This is a genomic window from Blastococcus sp. CT_GayMR20 (genome assembly GCF_004570345.1).
Window position 1 is genome coordinate 1 of the sequence record NZ_SPQM01000073.1, and the last position, 23,698, is coordinate 23,698.

Below are 23,698 nucleotides of genomic sequence, written 5' to 3' on the forward strand. Positions count from 1 at the left end.
GCGTCGGGCCGGGACGTCGCCGACCCGCGGGCGGCGCTGCCCGCGCTGGGGATACCCGACGAACCGGAGGAGCGCCCCGCCGGCCGCGGTCGCCTCGTGGCGGTGTGGGGACCCACCGGTGCGCCGGGGCGGACCACCGTCGCGGTGGGCGTCGCCGACGAGGCCGCGCGCCTGGGCGTCACGACGATGCTCGTCGACGCCGACGTGTACGGCGGCGTGGTCGCACAGGTGCTCGGCCTGCTCGACGAGTCGCCGGGGCTCGCGGGCGCCGCGCGGCTCGCGGCCACCGGTCAGCTCGACGCCGCGGCCCTGATCCGGCTAGCGTGGGCCGTGCGGCCGCACCTGCGGGTGCTGACCGGCCTCTCACGTGCCGACCGCTGGCCGGAGCTGCGGCCGCGGGCGGTCGAGGCCGTGCTCGAGGAGGCCCGCCGGCTGGCCGAGGTCACCGTGGTCGACTGCTCGTTCAGCCTCGAGGACGACGAGGAGCTCTCCTTCGACACGGCTGCGCCCCGGCGCAACGGCGTGACGCTGGCGGTGCTGGAGGCGGCCGACACGGTGCTCTGCGTGAGCGGCGCCGACCCGGTCGCCCTGCAGCGCAGCATCCGGGCGCTCGGCGAGCTCCGCGACGTGCTGCCCGATGTCGAGCCGGTGCTGGTGGTCAACCAGGTGCGCCGGGGTCCGGTGCCGGGGGACCCGCGTCAGGAGATCGGCACGGCGCTGGAGCGTTTCGCGGGCCGGGAGGTGCGGTTCTTCCTGCCGGCCGACCGCCGGGCGACCGATGCCGCACTCGCCTCGGGACGGACGCTCGCCGAAGCAGCGCCGGGTTCGCCCCTGCGCACCGCGCTGCGATCGCTCGCCGCCGCGATGGCCGAGGTGACCGAGCCGTCGGGCCGGCGGGGGCTCCTGCGGCGCGCCCGCAGAGCCGGGTGACCCTCGACCGTCTGCTGGACCGGCCCGGACCGTGCTGACCTGTGCGGTGCCGACGCGGCGCCGTAGCGTGAGCCCCCGACCCTGAGGAGACAGATGGTCGAGCGGCTGACCCGACTGGACGCGTCGTTCCTGTACCTGGAGGAACCCAGCACCCCCATGCACGTCGGTGGCGTGCTGATCCTGGAGGCGCCTCCGGGTGGCGTCGAGACACTGGGCGCCCTGGTGGAGGCGCGGCTCTCCCTCGTCCCGCGCTACCGGCAACGGGTGGCGGAGGTGCCCGGACACCTCGCCAACCCGGTCTGGGTGGACGACCCCGACTTCGACATCGCCTATCACCTCCGGCGCAACGGTCTGCCGCGCCCGGGCACCGAGCAGCAGTTGCTGGACCTGGTGTCCCGGCTGACCTCCAGGCCGCTGGACCGGAGCCGGCCGCTCTGGGAGATGTACCTGGTGGAGGGGCTGCCGGAGGGCCGGATCGCGGTCGTGACCAAGACCCACCCCGCACTGGTCGACGGGCTCAGTGCGATCGACATCGGCCAGGTGCTGCTGGACGTCGAGCCGGACGCGCCCGCGCCCGAACCGACCGAGTGGCATCCCCGGCGACCGCCCAACGGCGCCGAGCTGGTCTGGCAGGCCCTGGACGAGTACGTGCGACGGCCGTCGGCGATCGTGGACACGGCGCGGGACGCCGTCAGCGACGTCAGGTCGACCGCTGCCCGGTTCACGGGTGTCGCCGGCGCTCTGCTCCGGACCGCCCGGAAGACGCTGCTGCCTGCCCCCAACAGCCCGCTGAACGCGCCGGTCGGGCGCCAGCGGCGGGTCGCGGTCGCCCGGGCCGAGCTGGACAAGGTGAAGAAGATCCGCATGGTGCTCGGCGGCACCGTCAACGACGTGCTGCTCAACGTGGTCACCGGCGCGTTGCGGGAGTGGCTGCTCTCCCGCGGCCAGCCGGTGGTCACGGGCACCTCGATCAGGGCGCTCGTGCCGGTGTCCATGCAGGGTGAGGAGGCGGTCGCCGGCAACCGCGTGTCGTCCTACCTCGTCGACCTGCCGGTGGGGGAGCCCAATCCGCGCGTGCGGCTGGCCCGGCTCAGTTATGCGATGCGCGGCATCGCCCAGCACGGGCAGTCGGTGGGCGCGGACAGCCTGATCGCGCTCACCGGCTTCGCGCCGCCCACGCTGCACGCGCTCGGCGCCCGGGCGGCGCGGGTCCTGCCCCGGCGGTTGTTCAACCTGGTGGTGACCAACGTGCCGGGTCCGCAGCTGCCGCTCTACGCCGCGGGCAGCCGCATGCTCGAGGTGTACCCGGTCGTCCCCCTCGCCCGGGGCCAGGGCCTGTCCATCGGGATGACCAGCTACAACGGCCGCGTCTTCTTCGGGCTGAACGCTGAACGGGACAGCGTGGGGGACGTGGAGGTGCTGGCCGACCTCATCGAGCAGGAGGTCGCCGAACTGGTGGAGTCGGCGGGCTGACCGGCGCTCCGGGTTACGGTCGCGCTCCATCGACGAAGGGAGGGCGGCCGGTGCGCGTCTACCTGCCCGCCACGACGAGCGTCCTGCGGACGCTCGTGGACGACGGCGTCCTGCCCGGACCGCACACGGCGTTCGCCGTCACGCCCCAGCTGCGGGACTTCTACGAGCTCAGCGACGCCGAGGCGGACACCGAGGAACTGGAGTACGCGGCTCTGCTCGCGGCGGCGCGGGCGAGCCTGCGGCTGCTCGACATCGATCCGATGGCGATCCGTCGCCGGGTGGTCCTCGCCGCCGATGTCCCCGACGCCGCGGTGACGCCCCTCGACGACCCCGACACCGACCGCGGTGCGGTCCGCGTCGAGGCCGACATCGCGGTCCAGGACGTCGCCAGTGCGCACATCGACGGCCCCGACGCCGAGGACGACGTCCGGGCCGCGGTCAACGTGGTGCTCGAGGCCGACCTGGGCAGCGAGGACGCGCAGTTCGTCGTCGACCAGGCCGAGGGTCACGAGCTCGCCTGGTACGCCCGCCAGGAGATCGGTCCGGCGCTCGACCTCCTCTGACGCTGCTGCGGCGCGACCGCAACGCCGCCCCTGACTGCGGGCTCGGGACCCCGCGGTGGGGTGCCTGTGTGCGGCTCGGAGCGGCGGGCGACCTGCACCCGCGTGACGGACGGGCCGTCGACGAGCCAGCCGGAGCCGGGCCGCACGGGGATCGGGGTGCGGGGCAGCCGGACCCCCACGAGGTCGGCGTCGCCCGGGCCCGGGCACAGCAGCAGTCCCGACCGGCCGCGCCGCAGCGCCGCCACCGGACCCTGGTAGTGGGCGGCGAGCTGTCCCGGGTCGCCGGCTGCCAGCAGGACGGCACGGCTGCCGGCGCCCCGCGCGGCCAGCAGGGCCAGGACCGGGATGTCCGCGGGAGCACCCACGTCGTCCGCGATCACCACACCGGGTCGGCCGTCGAGGTCGGCCAGCCAGCCGGCCATCCCGTTCTGGTCCACCGGCTCCAGCCAGGGTGTCCCGTGGTTCTCCGCGACGGCAAGGTCTCCGGGCCGGCCGATGCGCACCACGGCCACGCCGCGGGACGCGAGGCGCTCCTCGAAGGCGTCCAGGGTGGTCGACCTCCCGCTGCCCGGGGGGCCGGACACGAGGAGGCCGCCGGAGCGGAGGAGGTGTACGACGAGCGGGCTCCCCTCGTCGCCCCCCGGTCCGATCGGCAGGGCCAGCGATCCTTCGTCCTTCGACAGGAGGGGCCCTACCGGCACGAGGGGATCGGGGAGCAGCTCGGCGATGCGCAACGGCGGCGGCGTTGACGTCCGCCGCCACGGAGCCCCCGGTGCCGGTGGCCGAGGGAAGGCGAGCTGGCACTCCAGCGCATCCTCCCCGAGCAGCGCCCGGCCCGGAGGTCGGTGGGCGGGAACGGCTCGGGCAGCGACGCCGGCCACCGCGTAGTCGGCGCGATCGGGGAGCGGCAGCACGAGCCGCTGACGGGCCGTGGCGGCGAGCCGTCCTCCGGGGACAGCCCGGTCTGCGGTGACCACGCAGGTGAGCCCGGCCGGCCCGCCGTCGCGCAGCAGTCGCAGCAGGTTGGCCGAGCCCCGCCCCGGATCGCTCTCGTCGAGCAGGGCGGTGATGGCCTCGACGCCGTCCACCAGCAGCAGGATCAGCGGTTGCCCGTCGGGCCGGGGGGCGGCCCGCCGGGCCGCCACCTCCTGAGCCAGCCGGTCGACGAGCCGGACCGTCCGGAATGCGTCCTCGCCGCCGACGGTCGTGCCCGCGTGCGGGAGGGCGGCCGCCGCGGTCGCCAGTGCGCCGCCGCTCGCCTCGAGCACGTGGACGTGCAGCTCGTCCGGACCCAGCCGGCGCACCGCCTCGCCGAGCACGGTGCGGAGCAGGGTGCTGCGCCCGCTCCGCGGCCCGCCGACGACGAGCCAGGTCCCGCCCCGGGCCAGGTCCAGCTCGAGAACCTCCTGCGCCTGCTGGTCGGGGTGATCCACGAGACCGATCGGCAGCCGGGTGCCGGCCCGGTTCCTCGTCGAGCCATCGTCCTGACCGTCCGGGTGCAGGAGGTCGGGCAGCGCAGGACGCCACGGCCGGTGCGGCAGCGGTGCGCCGGTCACGGTGGCGTGCAGGGACAGCGCTGCGCAGAGCCGGCGCAGGTCGCTCGGACCGTCGCGGTCACTCGACGTGGCCGTGGGGAGCGGGACCTCCGGCCAGCCCCGGCGCCTCGCGTGCGGACCCCGGTCCGACGGTGGGGGCGCCGTGGTCGCGACGCGGGCGATCTGCAGGGCGGTGGCCGGTCCGGCGCCCGACCGCAGGTACGCGCGGCCGGGGAGGTCGATCGGGAGGTGCGCCGCCTCCCCGGTGCCGAGGACGTCGCGGGAGTCGGCCTCGTCCGTCGTCCGCAAGCAGATCCGCAGCGTGCAGTTGGCCCGGATCTCGGGGGAGACGACGCCCCCGGGCCGCTGGGTCGCCAGCACCAGGTGCACGCCCAGGGAACGGCCCCGCTGGGCGATGCCGACCAGGCCGGACACGAAGTCCGGCAGCTCCTCGGCCAGGCCTGCGAACTCGTCCACGACGATCACGAGACGGGCCAGTGGCACGGTGTCGGGCAGCGCGGAGATGTCCGGCACTCGGTGCGCGGCGAGGATGGCCTCCCGCCGGGTGAGCTCGGCGCCGAGCGACCGCAGGGCCCGTTCCGTGCTCTGACCGTCGAGGTCGGTGACCAGCCCGACGGTGTGCGGCAGGCCCGCCGCCTCCGCGAACGCCGCCCCACCCTTGTAGTCGACCAGGAGGAAAGAGCACCGATCCGGCGGGTGGTTGGCCGCGAGGCCGGCGATCAGGGTCTGCAGCAGCTCCGACTTCCCCGAGCCGGTGGTGCCGGCGACCAGTGCGTGCGGTCCCTGCCGGCACAGGTCCACGTCGACGGAACGCTGCGCCGTGCGACCCAGGGTGGCCACCAGGCGGTCGCGCGCCGGCGACCACGCGCCCGTGAGCGTTCCGCCCTCGTTGAGCCGGATCCCACGCGCCGGCAGGTCCAGGAGCCGGACCGAGCGCGGCAGGTCGGTGGCGGTGCCGGCCGGCACGAGGCGCGCGAGGTCCCGGGCGAGTGCGGTGGCGACCGTGCGGGGCATGCGGTCCACGGTCACGCTCCGGAGGTCGGGTGTGCCGGGCCTGCTGAGGACGGCCTCGTTGCCCGTCTCACCGCCCAGTTCGAGCCGGGTGTCGACCGGCACCGGCAGGCCGTCCACGGTCTCGGCGCAGGTGAGCGGGACGAGGCCGGCGTCCCGCCCGCGCAGCAGGGTCGCCGCGATCCGGGGGTCGAGCACCCGGTCGACCACGACCACCACGCGACCCACGCGGCTGACGGCCGCTTCCGGTCGGCCCGCTCCAGTGGTCCGTCGCCGGCCGATGAGCCCGGTCAGCCACGCGTGCAGGTCCTCGTCGTGTGCGGCGGCGTGCTGCACGTGGACCGCGCGCCGGTCCAGGTGCGGGAGCCAGCGCGCCCAGGTCCAGTCGGGCAGCCGCCGCCTCTCGGTGAGGAGCACCAGGTCGACGTCGCCGGGCGGGTGGAGGGTGACCAGCTGCGCCACGACGGTGGCGAGGACGCCAAGTGCCTGCTCGCGGGGGCCCACGACGGCGAGTCCGCCGCCCGATCCGAGGTCGACGACGACGGGCAGGTGCCGCGCGCGTTCGCGGATCCGCGCACCGTCGGCGTCGACGCGGGTGACGCGCGTGTCGCCGGGACCCGTGCCGACCCGGACGGGCAGGTCCTCGGACGTTCCCGCGCGCCGGCTCCACAGGAGCGCGGAGCGGCGCCGCGCCGCGGTCGTGACGGTCGCCGGATCGGGATGGGTGGTGGCCGAGAGCCGGACGTCGGCCCGCACGGCGGCCGCGACGCGGGCTTCGGCCGCGGTCACGGCAAGCGCGTGCGCCGCCGCGTCGCGGCGCCCGCTGCGCCGGCCCGACCACCGTTCGGACAGCCACGTCCCGAGTGCCACGACCGGGCTGAGGAGGGCGAAGAACAGGAACGTCGGAGCGTCGAGCAGCCATGCCATGAGCACCCCGCCGACGGCGGGGAGGGCGACCGCCACCCAGGCGAGCCGGCGCCGGGGAACGGCGGCCGGCGGCTTCGGGAAGACGACCTCGACGGGAACCGGCGGCGGGGGCAGGTGGGGGGTCGGCCGCAGGCGGAGCCGGCCGCCCGGTGACGGTTCCACCGACGCCGTCGTCCCGGAGGGTCCGGCGAGGGTCACGGCGCTGGCGCCGAGGCGCAGCACCGCCCCTGTTCGCCAGTCCGCGGGTTCCTCGCCGAGGTCGTGCCCGTCGACCCGGCTGCCGTTCGTCGATCCCAGATCTGCCACCGTGATCGCTCCGCCACCGACCTGGACCACCACGTGGTTGCGCGACACGTCGGGGTCGTCGAGCCGGATGGACGCCTCGTCACCGCGGCCGATGACGTGTCGCCCCTGGTCGAGGGGCAGGGCCACGCCGGCTGCAGGCCCGCCCACGACGTGGAGCTCCAGGGCGCTGGACGGCCCGCCCCCGTCCCGCCTCGGCGCAGGTCCGGCCGCACCGAGCACCGCTCCGTGCGCGAGCTCCGGCGCGCCCAGCCGGCAGTGGTCGGGCAGCCGGCGGGTGCCCTGCCACAGTCCGTCGACCGGACGGCCGAGGACGCGACCCACCGCCGGCAGTACGTCGGCCACCGTGGCGGCGTCGTGCGCGATCAGCTCGACGTCGACGGCGCGGTCGCCGTCCTGCACGGTCCAGATCCGGGCCTCGGAGGTATCGCTCACCGCGCGATCGTGACGGCCTGGACCGCCCGTCGGGGCGCGGGCGCCGCAGTCTGTGGACAACGGCCGGGCCTGTGGACGGCGGCGGCTCCCGTTCCGTGCACCGCCCTACCGTTCGTCGCGACCGGGAGGGCCCCGGACGAAGGAGGACCCGTGAAGGTCGACATCGCCACCCTGCAGTCGATGGCCGGACAGTGCCGCGCCGAGGCCGGTGAGACCGCCGGCCGGCACGCGACCCTGTCGAGCGGCATCAACACCTCGGTCCTGGACGGCTGGACCGACAGCCAGGCCGCCCTGCAGTTCACCCAGCTGTACGAGCAGTGGCGGATGTCCGCGCAGGGGGTCACCGACGCGCTCACCGGCATGGGTGCCCTGCTCACCAGCGTGGCCGGCTCCTACCAGCAGCACGAGGCAGACATGGCCGCTCGCATCGGATCCCTCATCTGAGGCCCCGGGTCGTGCCCGGGGGCCGGGAGGCCGGTCCGGGCACGACCGTAAGATCACCAACCGTCCAGGCGGGTCACCGGCGCTTCGTGGTGGGCAGCGGGCGGTCCGGTACACGGTCGCCTCGCCGCTGCTGCGCGGTCGTGTCCCGACCCATTCGACGTCGGGAGCGAGCAGATGCAGTTCGGTCGGTACTACGAGGAGTTCGAGGTCGGCGCCGTCTACAAGCACTGGCCCGGCAAGACCGTCACCGAGTACGACGACCACCTCTTCTGCCTGCTCACGATGAACCACCACCCCCTGCACATGGACGTGAACTACGCGGAGAAGACCACCGACTTCGGCAAGAACGTCGTCGTGGGCAACTACATCTACTCGCTGCTGCTCGGCATGAGCGTTCCCGACGTGTCGGGCAAGGCGATCGCGAACCTGGAGATCGAGTCGCTGCGGCACGTGGCGCCGACCTTCCACGGCGACACCATCTACGGCGAGACGACGGTCCTCGACAAGACCGAGTCGAAGTCCAAGGACGACCGCGGGATCGTCCACGTCGAGACGATCGGCTACAAGCAGGACGGCACGGTCGTCTGCATCTTCCGGCGCAAGGTCATGGTGCCCAAGCGCTCCTACGGTGAGGCGCGCGGCGGCGAGCAGCCGGGCAGGCCGGAGCCCACGCCGCGCTGAGCCGGGCTCCCGGGCGGCCCGGATCAGCCCGGCAGTACGCCCCAGCCGCGAAGGGTCTCGACCAGGAGCGGCGTGCAGGGGAGCCGTTCGAGGGTCGTCGCGTCGGCGAAGACCGCCGCCTCCGCGTCGTCCCCGGCGGCGGGCTCGACCCCGGGCTGGACCAGCGTGCACGCGAGGTCCACGACATCGTACACGACGCCCTCGCCCGGGATGCGCACCCGGCCCACGGGGGCGCCGGCCCGGACCTCGAGCCCGGTCTCCTCGCGCACCTCCCGCTCGACCGCCTGCTCCGGCGTCTCTCCGGCCTCGACGCGGCCGCCGGGCAGCGACCACCGACCGGCGTGCGGTGGATGCCCGCGCCGGATCAGCAGCAGGCGCCCGTCGGGGTCGTGCACGACCGCGCCGACGCACGGGACCACGGGCATCCCGGCGCCGGTCGAGCGCTCCGACGACAGCATGCGCGGCAGGCTACGCAGCACCCACCGCGAGCCACGCCGCACCCACGCATCGCAGTCGGTCCACTCCGCTGCGCTTGACGATTGGGCGCGGTCCCAGGACGGTATGGCCCGATGAGCGTCGCGCCGGTCTGCCCACGCTGCGGTGAGCAGCTCGTGGTCCGCCCTGGCTCGACCGCGCAGGCGTGGTGCCATCTGCACGGCGCCGTCACCCCGCTGCACCACACGGTGCTGGTCGCCCACGACGCGATCTCGGCCGTGACCGCCGACGCCCGCGTGCCGGCGTGGGTGCCCGACCCCATGCCGGCCGGCTGGTCGGTCACGGGTATGGCCTGGGGCGGGGAGCCAGGGGCGCGCGCCATCGTCGTGGACTGCGCCGGGCCCGCCCCGCTCGGCGGCTCGGCCGAGCTCGTGCTCGTCGCCGAGGAGCCCGGCACCGGCGTGGGCTGCGGCTACGCCGGGCTGCCCGGCCTGGACCCGGGCGACGTCATCGAGGGGCCGTCGTCGGTGGACGTCAAGGCCGCGGGTCAGCACGCGCCCCTCTGGGCCGTGCCGACGTCCGACGACCGGGCCGCCTTCGTGGGTGAGGCGTACGGGGTATGGCTGTGGCTGGTCATGTGGCCGATGAACGCGGCCTGGCTGCTGGCCGAGCAGCTGGAGCTCATCGACCTGCGCGATCGCATCTACCCCGACCTGCCGCTGGGCCCGCCCAGCGAGCATCTGCTCCCGGGGAACTGAACGGAACCCGACGGGTTCCTTTCATGATCGGCGCGTCGCCTCTGAGACGGGTGGGACATCTGTTACCCATGGGACGAAGCAGTCCGCCGCACCCGGGTGGACCCTGTATCCGCAGGCTCGCACAACCTGCCCTGCCCGCACGAGCACACCCACGGAGGTGGCGGTGAACCTCAAGAAGGTCGTCACCTGGCTGGTCGTCGCGTTCGTCGTCTTCTACGTCATCCAGGCGCCCGAGCAGTCGGCTCAGCTCGTTCGCAACGCCGGCGAGGCACTCGGCGACGCCGCCTCCTCGCTCGCCGCGTTCGTCGGTTCCTTGGTCTGAGTCGGTGTGACGAGCCCCTCGTCACCGGCGCTGCCCACGCGGGCGGCCAAGGACGTCGAGAAGTACCTGCTGCCGGACGAGTCGGCAGTGGTCGCCACCCGTCGTCACTGGGCGGTGCTGATCGAGCCGACGGTCAAGTTCCTGCCGATGGTCGTGGTGGGCGGCTGGCTGCTCCTGTTCGACCCCGAGAACCGGGTCACCAGCTCCGCGGGGCTGCTCGCCCTCCTCGGCGCGCTCGTCTACTACGGCCTGCGCGTCGGGGAGTGGTGGATGCGGCACTTCATCGTCAGCACCCGTCGTGTCCTGCTCACGTCGGGCGTCATCGTGCGCACCGTCACCCTGCTCCCGCTGCGCCGGATCACGGACCTGACCTGGAAGGAGACGCTGCTGGGACAGGTGCTCGGCTACGGCACCTTCCGGTTCGAGTCGGCAGGCCAGCAGCAGGCTCTGTCGGAGATCACCTACCTGCCGCGCGCCGACCTCCTGTACCGGCAGGTCAGCGGGCTTCTCTTCCAGAGCGACTGGGGCGGCAGCGGTGGCGCGGCCGCGAGTGGGGACGACGAGGGCAACCTCGAGCCGCCGCCGTCGGCCCCCAGGCGGCAGGCGGACGGCGACCGCCAGGACACCGAGCCGATCCCCGGCCTGCCGCCGCCGCAGTGAGGCCGCCGGGTGGCGGGAGCCGGCGTGCGGCAGGCTGAGCGGCGATGCGGATCGACCTGCACGCGCACTCCTCGGCTTCGGACGGCACCGAGACGCCGGCCGAGCTGCTCGCGACCGCCCGGGCCGCGGGGCTCGACGTCGTGGCGCTCACCGACCACGACACCACCGCGGGGTGGGGGCCGGCGGAGGCGGCACGTCCGGAGGGGCTGACCGTCGTCCCCGGCATGGAGCTCTCCTGCCGGTGGTTCCCGATCGACCAGCCGCCGATCAGCGTCCACCTGCTGGCCTACCTCTTCGATCCGCTGCACCCCGGCTTCGCCGCCGAGCGGTCGCGGCTGCGCGACGAGCGCCTCGAGCGGGGGCAGCGGATCGTCGAGGCGCTGGCGGCCGACGGCTACCCGGTGCACTGGCCGGAGATCGTGGCGCGCTCCGACGGGGGCGTCGTGGGGCGACCGCACATCGCGCGCGCCCTCGTCGCGGCCGGCGTCGTCGACTCGGTGGACCACGCGTTCGCCACCCTCCTCGACCACCGCAGCCCCTACTACGCGGCGAAGGTCGACACCGACGTCCGGGAGGGCATCGCGCTGGTCCGGGCCGCGGGCGGCGTGCCGGTCTTCGCGCACGGGCTCGCGACGAAGCGCGGTCGGGTCGTCGACGACGACGCCGTCGCGGCCATGACCCAGGCGGGGCTGCTCGGGGTCGAGGTCGACCACCCCGACCACTCCGAGGCCGAGCGCGTGCACCTCCGCGGTCTCGCGGCGGACCTCGGGCTGATCACGACGGGATCCAGCGACTACCACGGCACCAACAAGACGACGCCGATCGGCGCCTGCACCACCGAACCCGCGCAGTTCGAGGCACTCCTGGCCGCCGGGACGGGCAGCGCGCCGTACCGCGACTGAGCCGGAACCGTCGTACCTGCTGGCTACGGTTGGCGGCATGCGGAACGCATCGGACGCGGCGGAGGCCATCCTCCCGGGGATGCCGCGGCGACTGCTGCGCGCCTCGCCCAAGTCGCTCGCCGACTTCTCCGACTGCCCGCGCCGCTACCGCTACGCCAACGTCGACCGGCCGACGCCGCCCCGCGGCCCGCGGTTCGCCCACCACACGGTCGGCACGGCCCTCCACAAGGTGCTGTCGGCGTGGTGGGACCTGCCCGTCGAGCGGCGCACGACGGGCGCGGCGCGCCAGTTGCTCTACGCCGACTGGTCGCCGGCCGGTTTCCGGGACGCGGAACAGTCCGACCGCTGGCGCGCCCGGGCGGCCGGCTGGCTCACCGACTACGTCGCCGGGCTCGACCCGACCGAGGAACCGCGAGCTCGTGAGCGCACGGTCAGCACCATGACCGAGCGGATGACCCTGTCCGGCCGGGTGGACCGGATCGACGAGCGGGGCGACGAGCTGGTGGTGGTCGACTACAAGACCGGCCGGTCGGTCTGCACCGACGACGAGGCACGCGGCTCCCAGGCACTGGCCCTGTACGTCCTGGCGACGCGGCGCACGCTCCGACGCCCGTGCAGCCGGGTGGAGCTGCACCACCTGCCCAGCGGCACGGTCGCGGCGTTCGAGCACACCGAGCGGTCACTGGCCAACCACGTCCGCCGGGCGGAGGACATCGCGATCGACATCACCGCCGCCACCGAGTCGATGGTCGCGGGGGAGGACCCGGACGCCGCCTTCCCCGCGGTTCCCGGCCAGCAGTGCGGCTGGTGCGACTTCCGGCCGAGCTGTCCCACCGGTCAGGCCGCCGTCCCGCCGCGCGACACCTGGAGCTTCCTGCCCGAGGACGACGCGTCCGCCTGAGCTCGCTTCAGGCGGCCGGGTCCGCGGCGACCCGCTCGTAGCCCGACCACACGATCGGGGACCGGCGCGCCCGCTGGGGCAGCCGCAGCATCGCCTGCCGGAAACCTTTCAGCGCCGCGGTCGCCGCGACGTCGGTCAGCCCCAGTCCCGGCCACGAGTAGAGCTGCCGGGCCCACTTCGGCAGCAGCGCCACCGCGAGCACCGCCAGCCCACCCCAGGCCGGCTGGGCCGGCGTCAGGTAGCGAACCCACGTCGGCATCGGCGGCAGAGTGATCAGCCGGTAGGCATCCCGGGCGGCCCGGGTCACGGCGAGCGTCGGCCGCATGCCCTCGAAGTAGCCGGCCAGCGCCTCCACCGTGTCCGGCACGTCGGACGTCGGGACGCCGATCAGCTCGGCGGCCGTCACCTGCTCGGCCACGTACCGGTCGGCGTCCCCGTCGGTCAGCGGCAGGCCGCCCCGGCGCGCCGCCGTCAGCAGGGAGTCCACCTCGCAGCAGTGCACCCACAGCAGCAGGTCGGGGTCGTCGACGCGGTAGGTCCGGCCGGTCGTCTCCTCGGTCGCGCCCAGCCGCTTGTGGATGCTGCGCACGCGCGCGACCGCCTCCACCGCCTCCGTGCGCGTGCCGAAGGTGAGCGTGTCGACGTAGGCGGCGGTGCGGATCAGCCGGGGCCACGGCTCCTCCTTGAAGCCGCCGGAGAACCGGGCGACGCCGTCCATGGCGACCGGGTGCAGCGCCTGGAGGAGCAGGGCCCGCAACCCGCCGACGGAGAAGGACGGGTCCGAGTGCACCCGCCAGGTGACGCTGCCGGGACCGAAGAACCCGAGGACGTCCTCCTCGGCGGTCCAGTCCCCGGGGGACGGCGGCGTGATCATGCGCGCGAGGAGGCGGTTGCCCAGAAGTCGAGCAGCACCTCCAGCGTCCGCGGCGGGTTCTCGACGGCGGGGGAGTGGATCGAGTTGTTGATGACCTCGTGCCGGGCACCCAGCCGCTGCGCCATGTCGTCCTGCACGTGCGGCAGCCAGGCGTCGTCGGCCTCGCCGTGGGCCACCAGGATCGGCACGCCCGCCGCGGCGAGTTCGGCCACGCGGTCCGGCTCGTTCAGCATCGCGTCCGCCATGCCCCGGAGTCCGGCCTCCGAGTTGCGCAGGAAGCGGCGGGAGTAGAACTCCCGCGTCGGCGCCGGGACGGCCTGCGCCCTCTCGTCGGTCATCGCGACCTGCTCGAGCGTCTCGTGCACCAGCTGCACCCCGCCGGCGTCCAGCAGCGGGCCGAGGTGGTCCAGCAGGTCGGCCCGCCGGCCGGTCAGCTGCGACGGTCCGGACCCGAGCAGCGTGAACGAGGTGAACAGGCCCGGCTCGGCGAGGACGGCGGCCCGCGTGACCAGCCCACCGAAGCTGTGCCCGAGCAGGTGCAGCGGCTCGCCGGACTCCTCACGCAGGACGCGGGCCACCGCGACCACGTCGGCGGCGAGCTCGGCCACCGAGTACTCGGCCGGGTCGTCCGGGCCGGGCGACTCGTACTGACCTCGCTGGTCGAGGGCGACCACCCGGTACCCGGCGTCGGCCAGCGGCGCGAGCAGGGGCGCGAAGTCCTCCTTGCTGCCGGTGTAGCCGGCCACGAGGAGCGCGGTGCCGCGCACCGCCTTCCCGCCAGTGTCCAGTGCCGCAAGCGGGCCGGCGCGACCCGGGAAGGTGCGGTGCTCGGCGTCGTGGTCGGCGAGCTGGCGCAGGTCGTCGGGAGCGATCGCGAGAGGCACCGTGAAGTCGGGGCCGCCGGGCAGGACCATGGTCCCCAGTGAACCCCGAACGCGCCGTCCGTGCTCGTGGCCATCCTTCAGGGGCCTGCGCCGAGCGTGCGAGGCGTGGGGGGAAGGGTGGTCCTTCTTCTAGCGGTAGCCGAGCACCCGGTCCGCCAGCCGGTAGACCACGACCGGGCCGACGACCGTCGCCGTCCCTCCGGCCGGGACGTCGTCGACCCGTGAGCGGCCGAGCTCGGCGCCGGTCGCCGGGTCGCGGTGGGCGAAGCCGTCCTCGTCCGGCACCAGCAGCGCAGCGGGCGTCGCGGCGTCCTTGTCGGGGACCGGCGTCGACGGCAGGCCGACCGCCGGCGACTCCCACAGCGACGTCCCGGACGCGGCGTCCAGCGCGGACAGCGTGCCCCCGGCGTGGAACAGCGCCACCCCGCCGGTCGTCAGCTGCTGCACGTCGTCGGCCGCCGGCAGCCGCCGGACCTCCGCGCCGTCCTCGGCCGACAGCGCCTGCACGTCGTCGCCCACCAGTACGCCCAGCAGCGCGTCCGCGCCGAGGAGCCGGACCTCCGCCCCCTCGTCGGTCGGCAGGTCACGCGTCCAGCGCGCGCCACCCTGGAACCCGTCGAGCAGTCGCAGCTGGACGGCGTCGGTGCCCTCGCACCGCTGGAGCACGGCGACCCCCGCCGTCCCGACGTCCGAGCCGGTGATGCGGCAGCCCTCGGGCGCCGCGTACCGCCACCGGATGTTGTCGCCGATGGGATCCAGCGTCACCACACCGGTCGGGCTGGTGGCCAGCACGATGCGGTCGGTGGAATCGAGTTCGGCGTCGCCGCGAAGGAGCACGTTCCGGGTCCACGCGCGCACGCCGGTCTCCGCGTCGAGGGCGACCGCCTCGTCGCAGCGGTTCGCGGTGGCGAACACCGCGACCGCGACCCCGTTGGTCGCGGTCAGCCCGCACAGCCGGGCATTGCTGCGCGTGTAGTGCCAGGCCTCGGCCCCGGTGACCGCGTCGAGGGCGCGCACGCCGTGCCGGGACCCGACGATCACGCGGCCGTCCTCGACGATGCTCTCCGGCAGCGGCCCGCCGTCGGCGGACCAGGCCTCGGAGACGGCACCGGCCGGCGTCCCCGGAGGGACGTCGGCCGGCGCGGCGGTGGTGCTCTCGGTGGCCGCCGCGTCCGATCCCCGCCACAGCAGGGCGGCGACGACGACCAGCGCCACGGTGGCGGCAGTCCAGACCCAGACCCGCACCGGCGGGCTGGTGAGGTGGTGGAACGGCCCGCCTTCAGGGGCCCGCCCCGAGCGAAGCGAGGGGTGGGGGGAAGGCGGGTCCTCCATCAGGCGGCGGACTCGGAGCCGCCGCCGCTGCGGTTGGCGCCCCCGCGGCGACGACGACGGCGCGGCCGGCCGGCCGTGCCCTCGGACGAGCCACCGTCGGCGGGTGCCTCGGCCGACGCGGCCGGAGCGCTCCCGCCCTCGGCGGAACCGCCGGTGTTGCGGGTGCGCCGACGGGGTCGGCTCTTGCCGCCACCGGCCTGCTCGCCGTCCCCGGAACCCTCGCCGGAGCGGCCGCCGGACGGGCCGCGCGAGTCGCCGCGGCCCCGCGAGTCACGGCCGCCGGTCGTCGGGCGGTTGCGCTTGCCGGTCTCGCCGAGGTCCTCGAGCGTCTCGGCGTCCAGGCCCTCACGGGTCCGCTGGGAGCGCGGCAGGCGGCCGGTCGCGGTCGTCGGGACGTCGAGGTCGGTGTAGACCCACGGCGACGTGGAGTACGTCTCCGGCGGGTCGGCGAAGTCGAGGTCGAGCGCCTTGTTGATCAGCTGCCACCGGGGGATGTCGTCCCAGTCGACGAGCGTGACGGCGACACCGGTGCTGCCGGCCCGGCCGGTGCGGCCGATGCGGTGCACGTAGGTCTTCTCGTCCTCGGGGCACTGGTAGTTCACGACGTGGCTGACGCCGGTCACGTCGATGCCTCGGGCGGCGACGTCGGTGGCGACGAGGACGTCGACCTTGCCGCTGCGGAAGGCGCGCAGGGCCTGCTCGCGGGCGCCCTGGCCGAGGTCGCCGTGCACCGCCGCCGCGGCGAACCCGCGGTCGACCAGCTCGTCGGCGACCTTCTGGGCGGTGCGCTTCGTGCGGCAGAAGACCATCACGAGACCGCGGTCGCGCGACTGCAGGACGCGGGAGAGCAGCTCGGGCTTGTCCAGGTTGTGCGCCCGGTAGATGAACTGCGTCGTCTGCGGGACCGTCGAGCCCTCGTCGTTGCCGTGCGCCCGGATGTGGGTGGGCTGCGTCATGAACGAGCGCGACAGGGTCACGATCGGGCCGGGCATCGTCGCGGAGAACAGCATCGTCTGCCGCTTGTCCGGGACCATCGCGAGGATCCGCTCGATGTCGGGCAGGAAGCCCAGGTCGAGCATCTCGTCGGCCTCGTCGAGGACGAGGACCTTGACCTTGCCCAGGATCAGGTGGCCCTGCTGGGCGAGGTCGAGGAGGCGGCCGGGGGTGCCGACGACGACCTCGACGCCGTTCTGCAGCGACGAGACCTGCGGTTCGAACGCGCGGCCGCCGTAGATGGCCTGCACGCGGATGCCGCGCTTCGCACCTGCGGTGGCCAGGTCCCGGGAGACCTGGACGCACAGCTCACGGGTGGGGACGACGACCAGCGCCTGCGGCACGCCGTCGCCGCCCTCGGCCGGGGGGACGACGCGCTGCAGCAGCGGGACGCCGAAGCCGAGGGTCTTGCCGGTGCCGGTGCGCGCCTGGCCGATGAGGTCGTGGCCGGCCAGTGCGAGGGGGAGCGTGAGCTCCTGGATCGCGAAGGTGCGGGTGATCCCCGCGTCGGCCAGCGCCGCGACGATGTCGGGGTGGACGTCGAAGTCGCTGAACAGCGGGCTGTCGCTGGCGACGGGCGCGCCGCCGAGCTCCTCGACCTGCGACTCGATCTCCTCGGGGGCGGGTGCGCCCGTCTCGGCGTGCTCGAGTGCGACGGCCTCGGTCGGCTGGGTGTCGGACGTGGGGATGTTCTCGGTGGAGGTCAGTGCTCTCGCCTCTGGTCTGCTGGGGGACCGGGTCCGGCGGCGGGGTCCCGCTGCTGCGGACCTGTCCCGGTCGGTTGTCGCGGGATCAGTTCCAGCGCCAACGCAGCCAGCAGAACCGGGCGTCAGGAACATTCGGCCCGGGAGACAGCCTGCGGTGAGGCGTCGTCCAGCGGTCGTCAGCGCACAGATACACAGCGAGCCTGAGGGCTCGCCGATTCCCATCCTAGCGCGGCGACCGGTTAGCCTCTCCGCGCCGCGCTGCCGGGTGACCCGCACCACTCCCGCGCACCAACCGTGAACACCTGGAGCTGCCGTGACGACCCCGGTCGACACCCCTGCCGTGGTCGACCTGCTGGGCGTCCTGGCCTACGCGGAGCTCACGGCGTTCGACCGGCTCGCCGAGGACGCGCGTCTGGCTCCCACGCTCGGCGGACGGGCCGCCCTGGCCCGCATGGCGGCCGCCGAGATCGCCCACCACGGGCGGCTCACCGAGCGGCTCGCCGCACTCGGCGTCGACCCGGCGCAGGCGATGGCGCCGTTCGTCTCCGCGCTGGACGCGTTCCACGAGGGCACCCGGCCGAGCACGTGGTTGGAGGGCCTGGTGAAGGCGTACGTGGGCGACGGGCTGGCGACGGACTTCTACCGCGAGATCGCCTCCTTCCTGCCCGAGCCGGACAAGGCGCTCGTGCTGGAGGTGCTGGCCGACACCGGGCACGCCGACTTCGCCGTCCGGGAGGTGCGGGCGGCGATCCGGGCCGACCGCAAGGTGCCCGGCAGGCTGTCCCTGTGGGGACGGCGGCTGGTGGGTGAGGCCATCACGCAGACCCAGGCGGTCATCGCCGAGCACGACCGGCTCGCGGAGCTGATCATCAGCGGCACCGGCGACCTGGCCGGGGTGTCCCGGCTGATCGAGCGCATCACCTCCGCGCACACGCAGCGCATGAAGGCGCTGGGGCTGAACCCGTGACGGCACACCTGCTCGTCGTCGGGGCCGGACCCGGCATCTCCGCTGCGACCGCGCGCCGGCTGGGCCGCGAGGGGTACGCGGTGTCCCTCGTCGCGCGGCGGGAGGAGGCGCTGGCCGACGTCCAGGCGGACCTCGCGGGCGACGGCGTCCTGGCCGGGCGGGCACCCGCCGACGCCGCCGACCCCGCGTCGCTGACGGCTGCCGTCCAGTCACTGGTCGAGACCTTCGGCCCGGCCGACGTCCTGCTCTACAACATCTCCGTCGGCCGGTCGGTGACCGTGCCGGACCTGGCGCCCGAGGACCTGCTGGCCGACCTGGCCGCCGGTGCCGTGGGGCTGCAGACCGCCGTCCGCGCCGTCCTGCCGGGGATGCGGGAGCGCGGCGCCGGCACGGTCCTCGTGACCGGGGGCGGGTCGGCCGACCGCCCGATCGCGTCGATGGCGACGCTGGGCGTGCAGAAGGCGGCGCTCCGTGCGCTGGCGGAGGTGCAGGCCGCCGCACTGGCGCCGGAGGGGATCCACGTCGCGACGGTGACGATCCGTGGCCTGGTGGGAGCGGGGGAGCGGCAGATCCATCCCGACCGCGTCGCGGACCTCTACGCCGACCTCGTCGCCGAGACCAGCGGACCGCGCGAGCGCTGGCGGACCGTCGTGGAGATGACCCGCTAGGACGGCGACGGGGCACCGCGGCCGGGCCCCGTCCCCTTGTGCACGGAGCGCACGAGGGCCCTCCGGCGGGAGGCCTTCGGCCCCCGCGCCGAAGGGCCCGGGTCGTGCGGTTCGGTCAGGCGCCGGCGATGAAGCCGACCCGGCGCTGGTCCGGCTGCGCGATCTCGATGTACGCGATCCGGTCGACGGGGACGACGACGCGGCGACCCCGTTCGTCGACCAGGGTCAGCAGGCCGTCCTTGGTCGAGCCGGACATGGCCGCGGCCACGTCCGCTGCGATCTCATCGGGGGTCTTGGGGCTGTCGATGACCAGCTCCCGGGGGGAGTGCTGGACGCCGATCTTGACTTCCACGTAGGCGATGCCTCCTCGGTTCGCGCGACTGCCCCCACGCTAACCCAGTGCCGCGACGGGAGACGCCGTCCACGGGTGCGCCGACAGCGAAACGCGGTCCGGCCGGCCGGCTCAGGAGGAGGGCTGGCCGTCGATCCGCGGGAAGCCGGAGATGCCGCGCCAGGCGAGCGCCGACACGAGGCCGACCGCCTCGTCGCGGGACACGGTGTTCTTGCGTGGCAGCCACCACCGGGCGCTGGTCTCCGAGAGGCCGGTCAGCCCCGACGCGAGGAGCAGCGCTCGTTCGGGATCGGCGCCGGTGTCGGCCGCGATGACCTCGGCGATCGCCTCGACGGAGGACTGCGTGCCGCGGTCGACGATGGCCCGGACGTCGGCGTCGTTGCGCAGGTCGGACTCGAAGACCAGGCGGAAGGCCTCGCCCTCCGCGTCGATGAAGTCGAAGTAGGCCCCCACGGCGGCGTGCACTCGCTCGCGGTTGTCGTCGGTCCGGCCCATCGCCTCGGCCACCCGGTCGGCGAGCTCGGAGACGTGCTCCTCGAGCAGCGCCAGGTACAGCTCCCGCTTGCCGGGGAAGTGCTGGTAGAGGACCGGCTTGCTCACCCCGGCCCGGTCGGCGATGTCGTCCATCGCGGCTGCGTGGAACCCCTGCGCGACGAAGACGTCCTGCGCCGCGCGCAGCAGCTGCAGCCGCCGCGCGCCCCGCGGCAGGCGGGAGGTGCGGCGGTTGTTCACGGCGGCAGGACGGGGCGGTTGCATGGCAGGGAGGATGTTACCGGCGGGTTCTCGAACCGCACGCCGTCAGCACGGAGGTTTACCGTCGAGGCGATGTCCGAAGTCCCCGCCCTCGACGCTCCCGCCGCCGCGGCCACGCTGTCGTCGACCGCCCTCCCGTCGCCGGCGTCGATGCTCCCGCCCTGGAAGGGCGAGGACCTGCCGGTGCACGGCGGGGAGGTCTTCGTCCGGTACACGCCGTGGGCCGGACCGGTCGACGGGGCGGACGACGGTGCGCCCCGGGAGCGGGCGCTCTACGTGCACGGCCTCGGCGGGGCGTCCACCAACTGGACGGACCTGGCGGGACTGCTGGCGGTCCGCTTCGAGGGGTGGTCGCTCGACCTGCCGGGGTTCGGCCGCTCGCAGCCACCGCCGCGGGGCCGCTACTCGATCCGCGGTCACGTGCGGGCCGTCGTCGACGTCCTCGAGTACGTCGTCGCGCAGCCCGGGGAGGCGGCCGGGCGCCCGGTGCACCTGCTCGGCAACTCGCTCGGCGGGCTGGTCAGCCTCCTGGTGGCCAGCCGCCGGCCGGACCTCGTGGCCTCGCTGACCCTCATCTCGCCGGCGATGCCGGTGTACCGCGTGCCGCCGGCGTTCAACCGGCTGTTGCTGCTGCTCCTCCTGCCCGGCGTCCCGTCGCTGGCCGAGAGACGACTGGCCGGCATCACCCCGGAGCAGAACGTCCGCGCGATGATCCGCATGTGCTTCGGCGAGCCGGGCCGGGTCCCGCACGAGCGGGTGGAGCAGGCGGTCCAGGAGTTCCGCGAGCGCGCCGAGCAGCCGTGGGCCGACCGCGCGCTCACGCGGAGCATGCGGGGGCTGATCACCTCCTACCTGCGCGTGGGAGCGGCCAACGCCTGGCGGGCGGCCCGGTCCCTGCAGCCACCGACGCTGGTGATCTGGGGCGGCCGCGACAAGCTCGTCGACCCGAGCCTCGCACCGCGGCTGGCGGCCGCGGTCCCGGACGCACGGCTCCTCGTCCTCGACACGGTGGGCCACGTCGCGATGCTCGAGGCCCCCGAGCCGACCGCCCGCGCCGTCCTGGGGCTGGTCGAGGGTCTGGCCACCGCGAGGTCCGCAGGTGGGGTCGACGCCACGACCGCCGGATCGTGACGGGTCGGCAACGTGCCGCGAGCGCCGCGCTGCTGTCGACACGCCACGCAGCGTGAGACTCTGGACAGCTGACGGAGGTGCACCGACGACGAGCAGGAGTGCGGCCAGTGGGAGGACGTGCCACCGACGGCCGTGCCCCGGGCGCCCGCCCCGATGAGGCACGCCGCGTCCGGGCACCGGCCGTCGTCGGTCCCGCACCGGGCCGGCCGGTGCGCGTCGCGGCCCGCCCGGCGCCCCTGGTCGCCCGCACCGAACCCTGGGAGAGGGCACCGGAACGCACGCCTGCGCGGCCCCGGCCGGGTCGCCTGCGGCGGTTCGCCCAGCGCCACGGCTGGCGCGCCTACGCCGTGCCGCTGCTGACCATCGCGACCCTCGTCGTCCTCCTGGACCTGGCGTCGAGCGCTCCGGGCGCCCCGGCGGCCACGGCTGGTGCCACCGCGACCCAGTCGCCACCCGCGTCCGGCGCCTTCTCGACCCTTCCGGCACCGGTGCCCGACCCGGTGCCGGAGGCGGTGCCGACCGCTCCCGCCGAGGGGGACGTCGGCCCGAGCATCGCGCCGCAGGTCGTGGGCGAGGAGACCTACGTCGAGCAGGGCGCCGGGTCGCTGTCGCTGGTCGACGGCACGTCGACCGTGCTCGGGTCGGGACCGCTGCGGCGCTTCATCGTCGAGGTGGAGGACGGCATCGAGGTGGACGGCGCCGGGTTCGCCGCCGCGGTCGAGGCCACGCTCGGCGACCCCCGTTCGTGGGGGAGCGGCGGCCGGATGTCCTTCCAGCGGGTCGGCGTCGCCGAGGCGAACGCCGGAGCGTTCGACTTCAAGGTGAGCCTGGTCAGCCCCGGCAGCATGGAGCGCTACTGCCCCGGCGTGGGCACCGGTGGCTACACGTCCTGCCGGTACGGCGACCGGGCGGTCATCAACCTCGCGCGCTGGGCGACGGCGGTCCCGCACTACGAGGGCGACGTCGCCACCTACCGGCCCTACGTCGTGAACCACGAGGTGGGACACGTGCTGGGGAACGGTCACGTCGGCTGCCCGGGGCCGGGCCAGCTCGCGCCGGTGATGCAGCAGCAGACCCTCGGCCTGCAGGGCTGCGTCAAGAACGCCTGGCCCTACCCCTAGGGACGGTTTACGGTTCCTCGCGGTGCGCCGGGATGCCTGGTCGGCAGTCGTTCTCGCGACTGCCAGGGGAGGGCCGAGACCTTGTCCACCAGCACGCCGGCCATCCGTACCGAGGGGCTGACCAAGCACTTCCGGACGACGGCCGCCGTCACCGACCTGACCCTCACGGTCCCGCCCGGCGAGGTCTTCGGATTCCTCGGCCCGAACGGTGCAGGCAAGTCGACGACCATCCGCATGCTGCTCGGGCTGCTGCGCCCGACGGCCGGCGCGGCCGAGATCTTCGGCGTCCCGGCCGCCGACGTGGAGCGCGCCCACCGCTCGCTGGCCTACGTGCCGGCCGACGTCGCGCTGTGGCCGGGCATGACGGGACGGCAGTGCCTCGAGCTGCTGGCCGGCGTCGGGCCGGGCACCGACGTGGCCTACCGCGACCAGCTGGTGGCCCGCTTCCAGCTCGAGCCCGACCGACTGGCCCGCACCTACTCCACCGGCAACCGGCAGAAGGTGGCGCTGGTCGCCGCCTTCGCCACCCGTGCGCCGCTGCTGGTGCTGGACGAGCCGACCAGCGGCCTGGACCCCCTCATGGAGCGGGAATTCCGCGGCTGCCTCGCCGAGGCGGCCGCGAACGGGCAGACCGTCCTCCTGAGCTCGCACCAGCTGGCCGAGGTCGAGGCCGTCTGCTCGCGGGTGGGCATCCTGCGGCGCGGCCGGCTCGCCGAGGTGGCCGGACTGGACGACCTGCGGCGACTGCGCCGATCGGAGATGACCGTCGACCTCGCTCGTCCCGCGCCGGAGCTCCTCGGTCTGGCCTCGCTGCCCGGTGTGGCCGACCTCCGGTGGCACTCGGACCTGCGGCTCACGCTGTCCCTCGTGGGGCCGCCGGGGGAAGTGCTCGCCGCGCTGGCCGGAGCGGACGTGGCGCGGCTCGACGTCCGGGAGCCGTCGCTGGAGGAGATCTTCCTCGACTACTACGGGGAGGACGCCGCGTGACCGCCGGGACCGCCACCCGCCCGGCCGCCCCGTCCCGCCGCAGCGCACGGCACCCCGGCTCGGCCGCCACCGGCGCGGCGTTCCACCTCCTGCGGCGCGGCACCCTGGTGATGGCGGTGATCGCGGGCGGCCTGCCGGCGTTCGTCGCCGTCGAGTACCGCGACACGTTCTCGGGCGCGATCGGGGTGGCGTCCCTGACCGGCCTGGCGGAGAACCCGGCGATCCGCACGCTGTTCGGCCGGCCGGTCGCCCTCGACGACCCGGGCGGCTTCACGGTCTGGCGGACCGGCACCGTGCTCGCCGTCCTCGTCGGGGTCTGGGCGGTGCTGTCGGCGACCCGGCTGACCCGCGGCGAGGAGGAGGCAGGTCGGTGGGACCTGCTGCTGTCCGGGCGGCTGCGGCTGCGGTTCCTCGTGGCGAGCTCGCTGGCCGTCGTCCTGCTCGCGACCGCCGTCGTCGGCGCCGCGGTCACCCTGGGCCTGATGCTGGCCGGCACCGAGACGACCGGCGCGGTGCTCTTCGGCCTCCTCGTCGGCGGCACGGGCATGGTCGGCGCGGGGCTCGGAGCCGTGGCCGCGCAGCTCCTGCCGGAGCGGCGGGCCGCCTCCGGTCTCGGGGTGGCGGTGCT

Annotated in this window: 23 protein-coding genes and 1 pseudogene; 16 read left to right on the forward strand and 8 right to left on the reverse strand. The window is 74.8% G+C overall.

The window, feature by feature from the left end; translation table 11 throughout:
* From E4P40_RS16395 to E4P40_RS16405, 3 genes are all read left to right on the forward strand, one after another.
* Positions 1-930, forward strand: a 930-nt coding sequence (locus tag E4P40_RS16395) for a chromosome partitioning protein (protein ID WP_135159564.1), incomplete at its 5' end; no start/stop codon positions are given.
* A gap of 93 nt (positions 931-1,023) precedes the next feature.
* Entirely contained in the window at positions 1,024-2,403 is a 1,380-nt protein-coding gene (locus tag E4P40_RS16400) for a wax ester/triacylglycerol synthase family O-acyltransferase (RefSeq protein WP_135159565.1), read from the forward strand.
* A gap of 50 nt (positions 2,404-2,453) precedes the next feature.
* The gene (locus E4P40_RS16405; protein ID WP_135159566.1) at positions 2,454-2,966 is read left to right on the forward strand and encodes a hypothetical protein; all 513 of its coding nucleotides are present in this window, start codon (positions 2,454-2,456) and stop codon (positions 2,964-2,966) included.
* On the opposite strand, the gene E4P40_RS16410 is transcribed toward E4P40_RS16405, so the two are convergent.
* Positions 2,909-7,198 (reverse strand): FtsK/SpoIIIE domain-containing protein, encoded by a 4,290-nt coding sequence (locus E4P40_RS16410; RefSeq protein ID WP_135159567.1) that lies wholly within the window; start codon positions 7,196-7,198, stop codon positions 2,909-2,911. The genes E4P40_RS16405 and E4P40_RS16410 overlap by 58 nt on opposite strands.
* A gap of 150 nt (positions 7,199-7,348) precedes the next feature.
* On the opposite strand from E4P40_RS16410, the gene E4P40_RS16415 reads away from it, so the two are divergent.
* Complete coding sequence (locus E4P40_RS16415) at positions 7,349-7,642, forward strand: WXG100 family type VII secretion target (RefSeq protein WP_135159568.1); 294 nt, start codon at positions 7,349-7,351, stop codon at positions 7,640-7,642.
* A gap of 174 nt (positions 7,643-7,816) precedes the next feature.
* Positions 7,817-8,323 carry a MaoC family dehydratase gene (locus tag E4P40_RS16420; RefSeq protein WP_029338774.1) on the forward strand — a complete coding sequence of 169 codons (507 nt, stop codon included), beginning with the start codon at positions 7,817-7,819 and terminating at the stop codon, positions 8,321-8,323.
* A gap of 23 nt (positions 8,324-8,346) precedes the next feature.
* Here E4P40_RS16420 and E4P40_RS16425 read toward each other — a convergent pair whose 3' ends face one another.
* Positions 8,347-8,781 carry an NUDIX domain-containing protein gene (locus tag E4P40_RS16425; RefSeq protein WP_209305369.1) on the reverse strand — a complete coding sequence of 145 codons (435 nt, stop codon included), beginning with the start codon at positions 8,779-8,781 and terminating at the stop codon, positions 8,347-8,349.
* Positions 8,782-8,892: 111 nt separating this feature from the next.
* On the opposite strand from E4P40_RS16425, the gene E4P40_RS16430 reads away from it, so the two are divergent.
* From E4P40_RS16430 to E4P40_RS16445, 5 genes are all read left to right on the forward strand, one after another.
* A complete protein-coding gene (locus E4P40_RS16430; RefSeq protein ID WP_135159569.1) occupies positions 8,893-9,516 on the forward strand; it encodes a DUF6758 family protein in 624 nt (207 codons plus the stop codon).
* Between the two features lie 163 nt (positions 9,517-9,679).
* Positions 9,680-9,838 (forward strand): hypothetical protein, encoded by a 159-nt coding sequence (locus E4P40_RS28135; RefSeq protein WP_167762266.1) that lies wholly within the window; start codon positions 9,680-9,682, stop codon positions 9,836-9,838.
* Between the two features lie 6 nt (positions 9,839-9,844).
* Positions 9,845-10,498 carry a PH domain-containing protein gene (locus tag E4P40_RS16435; protein ID WP_135159570.1) on the forward strand — a complete coding sequence of 218 codons (654 nt, stop codon included), beginning with the start codon at positions 9,845-9,847 and terminating at the stop codon, positions 10,496-10,498.
* A 44-nt stretch (positions 10,499-10,542) separates the two neighbouring features.
* Entirely contained in the window at positions 10,543-11,400 is an 858-nt protein-coding gene (locus E4P40_RS16440) for a PHP domain-containing protein (RefSeq protein WP_135159571.1), read from the forward strand.
* A gap of 37 nt (positions 11,401-11,437) precedes the next feature.
* A complete protein-coding gene (locus E4P40_RS16445; RefSeq protein ID WP_245160383.1) occupies positions 11,438-12,301 on the forward strand; it encodes a PD-(D/E)XK nuclease family protein in 864 nt (287 codons plus the stop codon).
* 7 nt (positions 12,302-12,308) lie between these two features.
* On the opposite strand, the gene E4P40_RS16450 is transcribed toward E4P40_RS16445, so the two are convergent.
* From E4P40_RS16450 to E4P40_RS16465, 4 genes are all read right to left on the reverse strand, one after another.
* Positions 12,309-13,175, reverse strand: a complete 867-nt coding sequence (locus E4P40_RS16450) for an oxygenase MpaB family protein (protein WP_245160384.1) — start codon at positions 13,173-13,175, stop codon at positions 12,309-12,311.
* Positions 13,172-14,089 carry an alpha/beta hydrolase gene (locus E4P40_RS16455; protein WP_135159572.1) on the reverse strand — a complete coding sequence of 306 codons (918 nt, stop codon included), beginning with the start codon at positions 14,087-14,089 and terminating at the stop codon, positions 13,172-13,174. The genes E4P40_RS16450 and E4P40_RS16455 overlap by 4 nt, the downstream gene beginning before the upstream one ends.
* Positions 14,090-14,188: 99 nt before the next feature.
* Entirely contained in the window at positions 14,189-15,304 is a 1,116-nt protein-coding gene (locus E4P40_RS16460) for a PQQ-binding-like beta-propeller repeat protein (protein ID WP_245160385.1), read from the reverse strand.
* An 86-nt stretch (positions 15,305-15,390) separates the two neighbouring features.
* Positions 15,391-17,223, reverse strand: a complete 1,833-nt coding sequence (locus tag E4P40_RS16465) for a DEAD/DEAH box helicase (protein WP_245160386.1) — start codon at positions 17,221-17,223, stop codon at positions 15,391-15,393.
* Between the two features lie 181 nt (positions 17,224-17,404).
* On the opposite strand from E4P40_RS16465, the gene E4P40_RS16470 reads away from it, so the two are divergent.
* Together E4P40_RS16470 and E4P40_RS16475 are read left to right on the forward strand one after the other, a co-directional pair.
* Entirely contained in the window at positions 17,405-18,058 is a 654-nt protein-coding gene (locus E4P40_RS16470; RefSeq protein ID WP_135159574.1) for a ferritin-like fold-containing protein, read from the forward strand.
* Positions 18,055-18,726, forward strand: coding sequence for an SDR family NAD(P)-dependent oxidoreductase (locus tag E4P40_RS16475; RefSeq protein ID WP_135159575.1), 672 nt, complete (start codon positions 18,055-18,057; stop codon positions 18,724-18,726). Before E4P40_RS16470 ends, E4P40_RS16475 begins: the two co-directional genes overlap by 4 nt.
* A gap of 115 nt (positions 18,727-18,841) precedes the next feature.
* Here E4P40_RS16475 and E4P40_RS16480 read toward each other — a convergent pair whose 3' ends face one another.
* Together E4P40_RS16480 and E4P40_RS16485 are read right to left on the reverse strand one after the other, a co-directional pair.
* Positions 18,842-19,078: a DUF3107 domain-containing protein gene (locus tag E4P40_RS16480; RefSeq protein WP_135159576.1), complete on the reverse strand. Its 237-nt coding sequence runs from the start codon at positions 19,076-19,078 to the stop codon at positions 18,842-18,844.
* A 111-nt stretch (positions 19,079-19,189) separates the two neighbouring features.
* Entirely contained in the window at positions 19,190-19,834 is a 645-nt protein-coding gene (locus tag E4P40_RS16485) for a TetR/AcrR family transcriptional regulator (protein ID WP_135159577.1), read from the reverse strand.
* Positions 19,835-19,903: 69 nt separating this feature from the next.
* On the opposite strand from E4P40_RS16485, the gene E4P40_RS16490 reads away from it, so the two are divergent.
* The 4 genes and pseudogenes from E4P40_RS16490 to E4P40_RS16505 all read left to right on the forward strand — a co-directional run.
* On the forward strand, positions 19,904-20,962 hold the full coding sequence (locus E4P40_RS16490) for an alpha/beta hydrolase (RefSeq protein ID WP_135159578.1): 1,059 nt from the start codon (positions 19,904-19,906) through the stop codon (positions 20,960-20,962).
* Between the two features lie 107 nt (positions 20,963-21,069).
* The gene (locus E4P40_RS16495; protein WP_245160387.1) at positions 21,070-22,083 is read left to right on the forward strand and encodes a DUF3152 domain-containing protein; all 1,014 of its coding nucleotides are present in this window, start codon (positions 21,070-21,072) and stop codon (positions 22,081-22,083) included.
* An 81-nt stretch (positions 22,084-22,164) separates the two neighbouring features.
* Positions 22,165-23,070 (forward strand): ABC transporter ATP-binding protein, encoded by a 906-nt coding sequence (locus E4P40_RS16500; protein ID WP_135159579.1) that lies wholly within the window; start codon positions 22,165-22,167, stop codon positions 23,068-23,070.
* A pseudogene (locus E4P40_RS16505) lies at positions 23,067-23,698 on the forward strand (hypothetical protein); the annotation flags it as partial. The gene E4P40_RS16500 and the pseudogene E4P40_RS16505, both read left to right, overlap by 4 nt.

What these genes read in the sequence shown, in the direction of transcription:
- E4P40_RS16400 (WP_135159565.1), top strand. Translation starts at nt 1,024, where the DNA reads ATGGTCGAGCGGCTGACCCGACTGGACGCGTCGTTCCTGTACCTGGAG.
- E4P40_RS16420 (WP_029338774.1), top strand. Translation starts at nt 7,817, where the DNA reads ATGCAGTTCGGTCGGTACTACGAGGAGTTCGAGGTCGGCGCCGTCTAC.
- E4P40_RS16425 (WP_209305369.1), bottom strand. Translation starts at nt 8,781, where the DNA reads ATGCTGTCGTCGGAGCGCTCGACCGGCGCCGGGATGCCCGTGGTCCCG.
- E4P40_RS16430 (WP_135159569.1), top strand. Translation starts at nt 8,893, where the DNA reads ATGAGCGTCGCGCCGGTCTGCCCACGCTGCGGTGAGCAGCTCGTGGTC.
- E4P40_RS16440 (WP_135159571.1), top strand. Translation starts at nt 10,543, where the DNA reads ATGCGGATCGACCTGCACGCGCACTCCTCGGCTTCGGACGGCACCGAG.
- E4P40_RS16445 (WP_245160383.1), top strand. Translation starts at nt 11,438, where the DNA reads ATGCGGAACGCATCGGACGCGGCGGAGGCCATCCTCCCGGGGATGCCG.
- E4P40_RS16450 (WP_245160384.1), bottom strand. Translation starts at nt 13,175, where the DNA reads ATGATCACGCCGCCGTCCCCCGGGGACTGGACCGCCGAGGAGGACGTC.
- E4P40_RS16455 (WP_135159572.1), bottom strand. Translation starts at nt 14,089, where the DNA reads ATGGTCCTGCCCGGCGGCCCCGACTTCACGGTGCCTCTCGCGATCGCT.
- E4P40_RS16465 (WP_245160386.1), bottom strand. Translation starts at nt 17,223, where the DNA reads ATGTTCCTGACGCCCGGTTCTGCTGGCTGCGTTGGCGCTGGAACTGAT.
- E4P40_RS16485 (WP_135159577.1), bottom strand. Translation starts at nt 19,834, where the DNA reads ATGCAACCGCCCCGTCCTGCCGCCGTGAACAACCGCCGCACCTCCCGC.
- E4P40_RS16490 (WP_135159578.1), top strand. Translation starts at nt 19,904, where the DNA reads ATGTCCGAAGTCCCCGCCCTCGACGCTCCCGCCGCCGCGGCCACGCTG.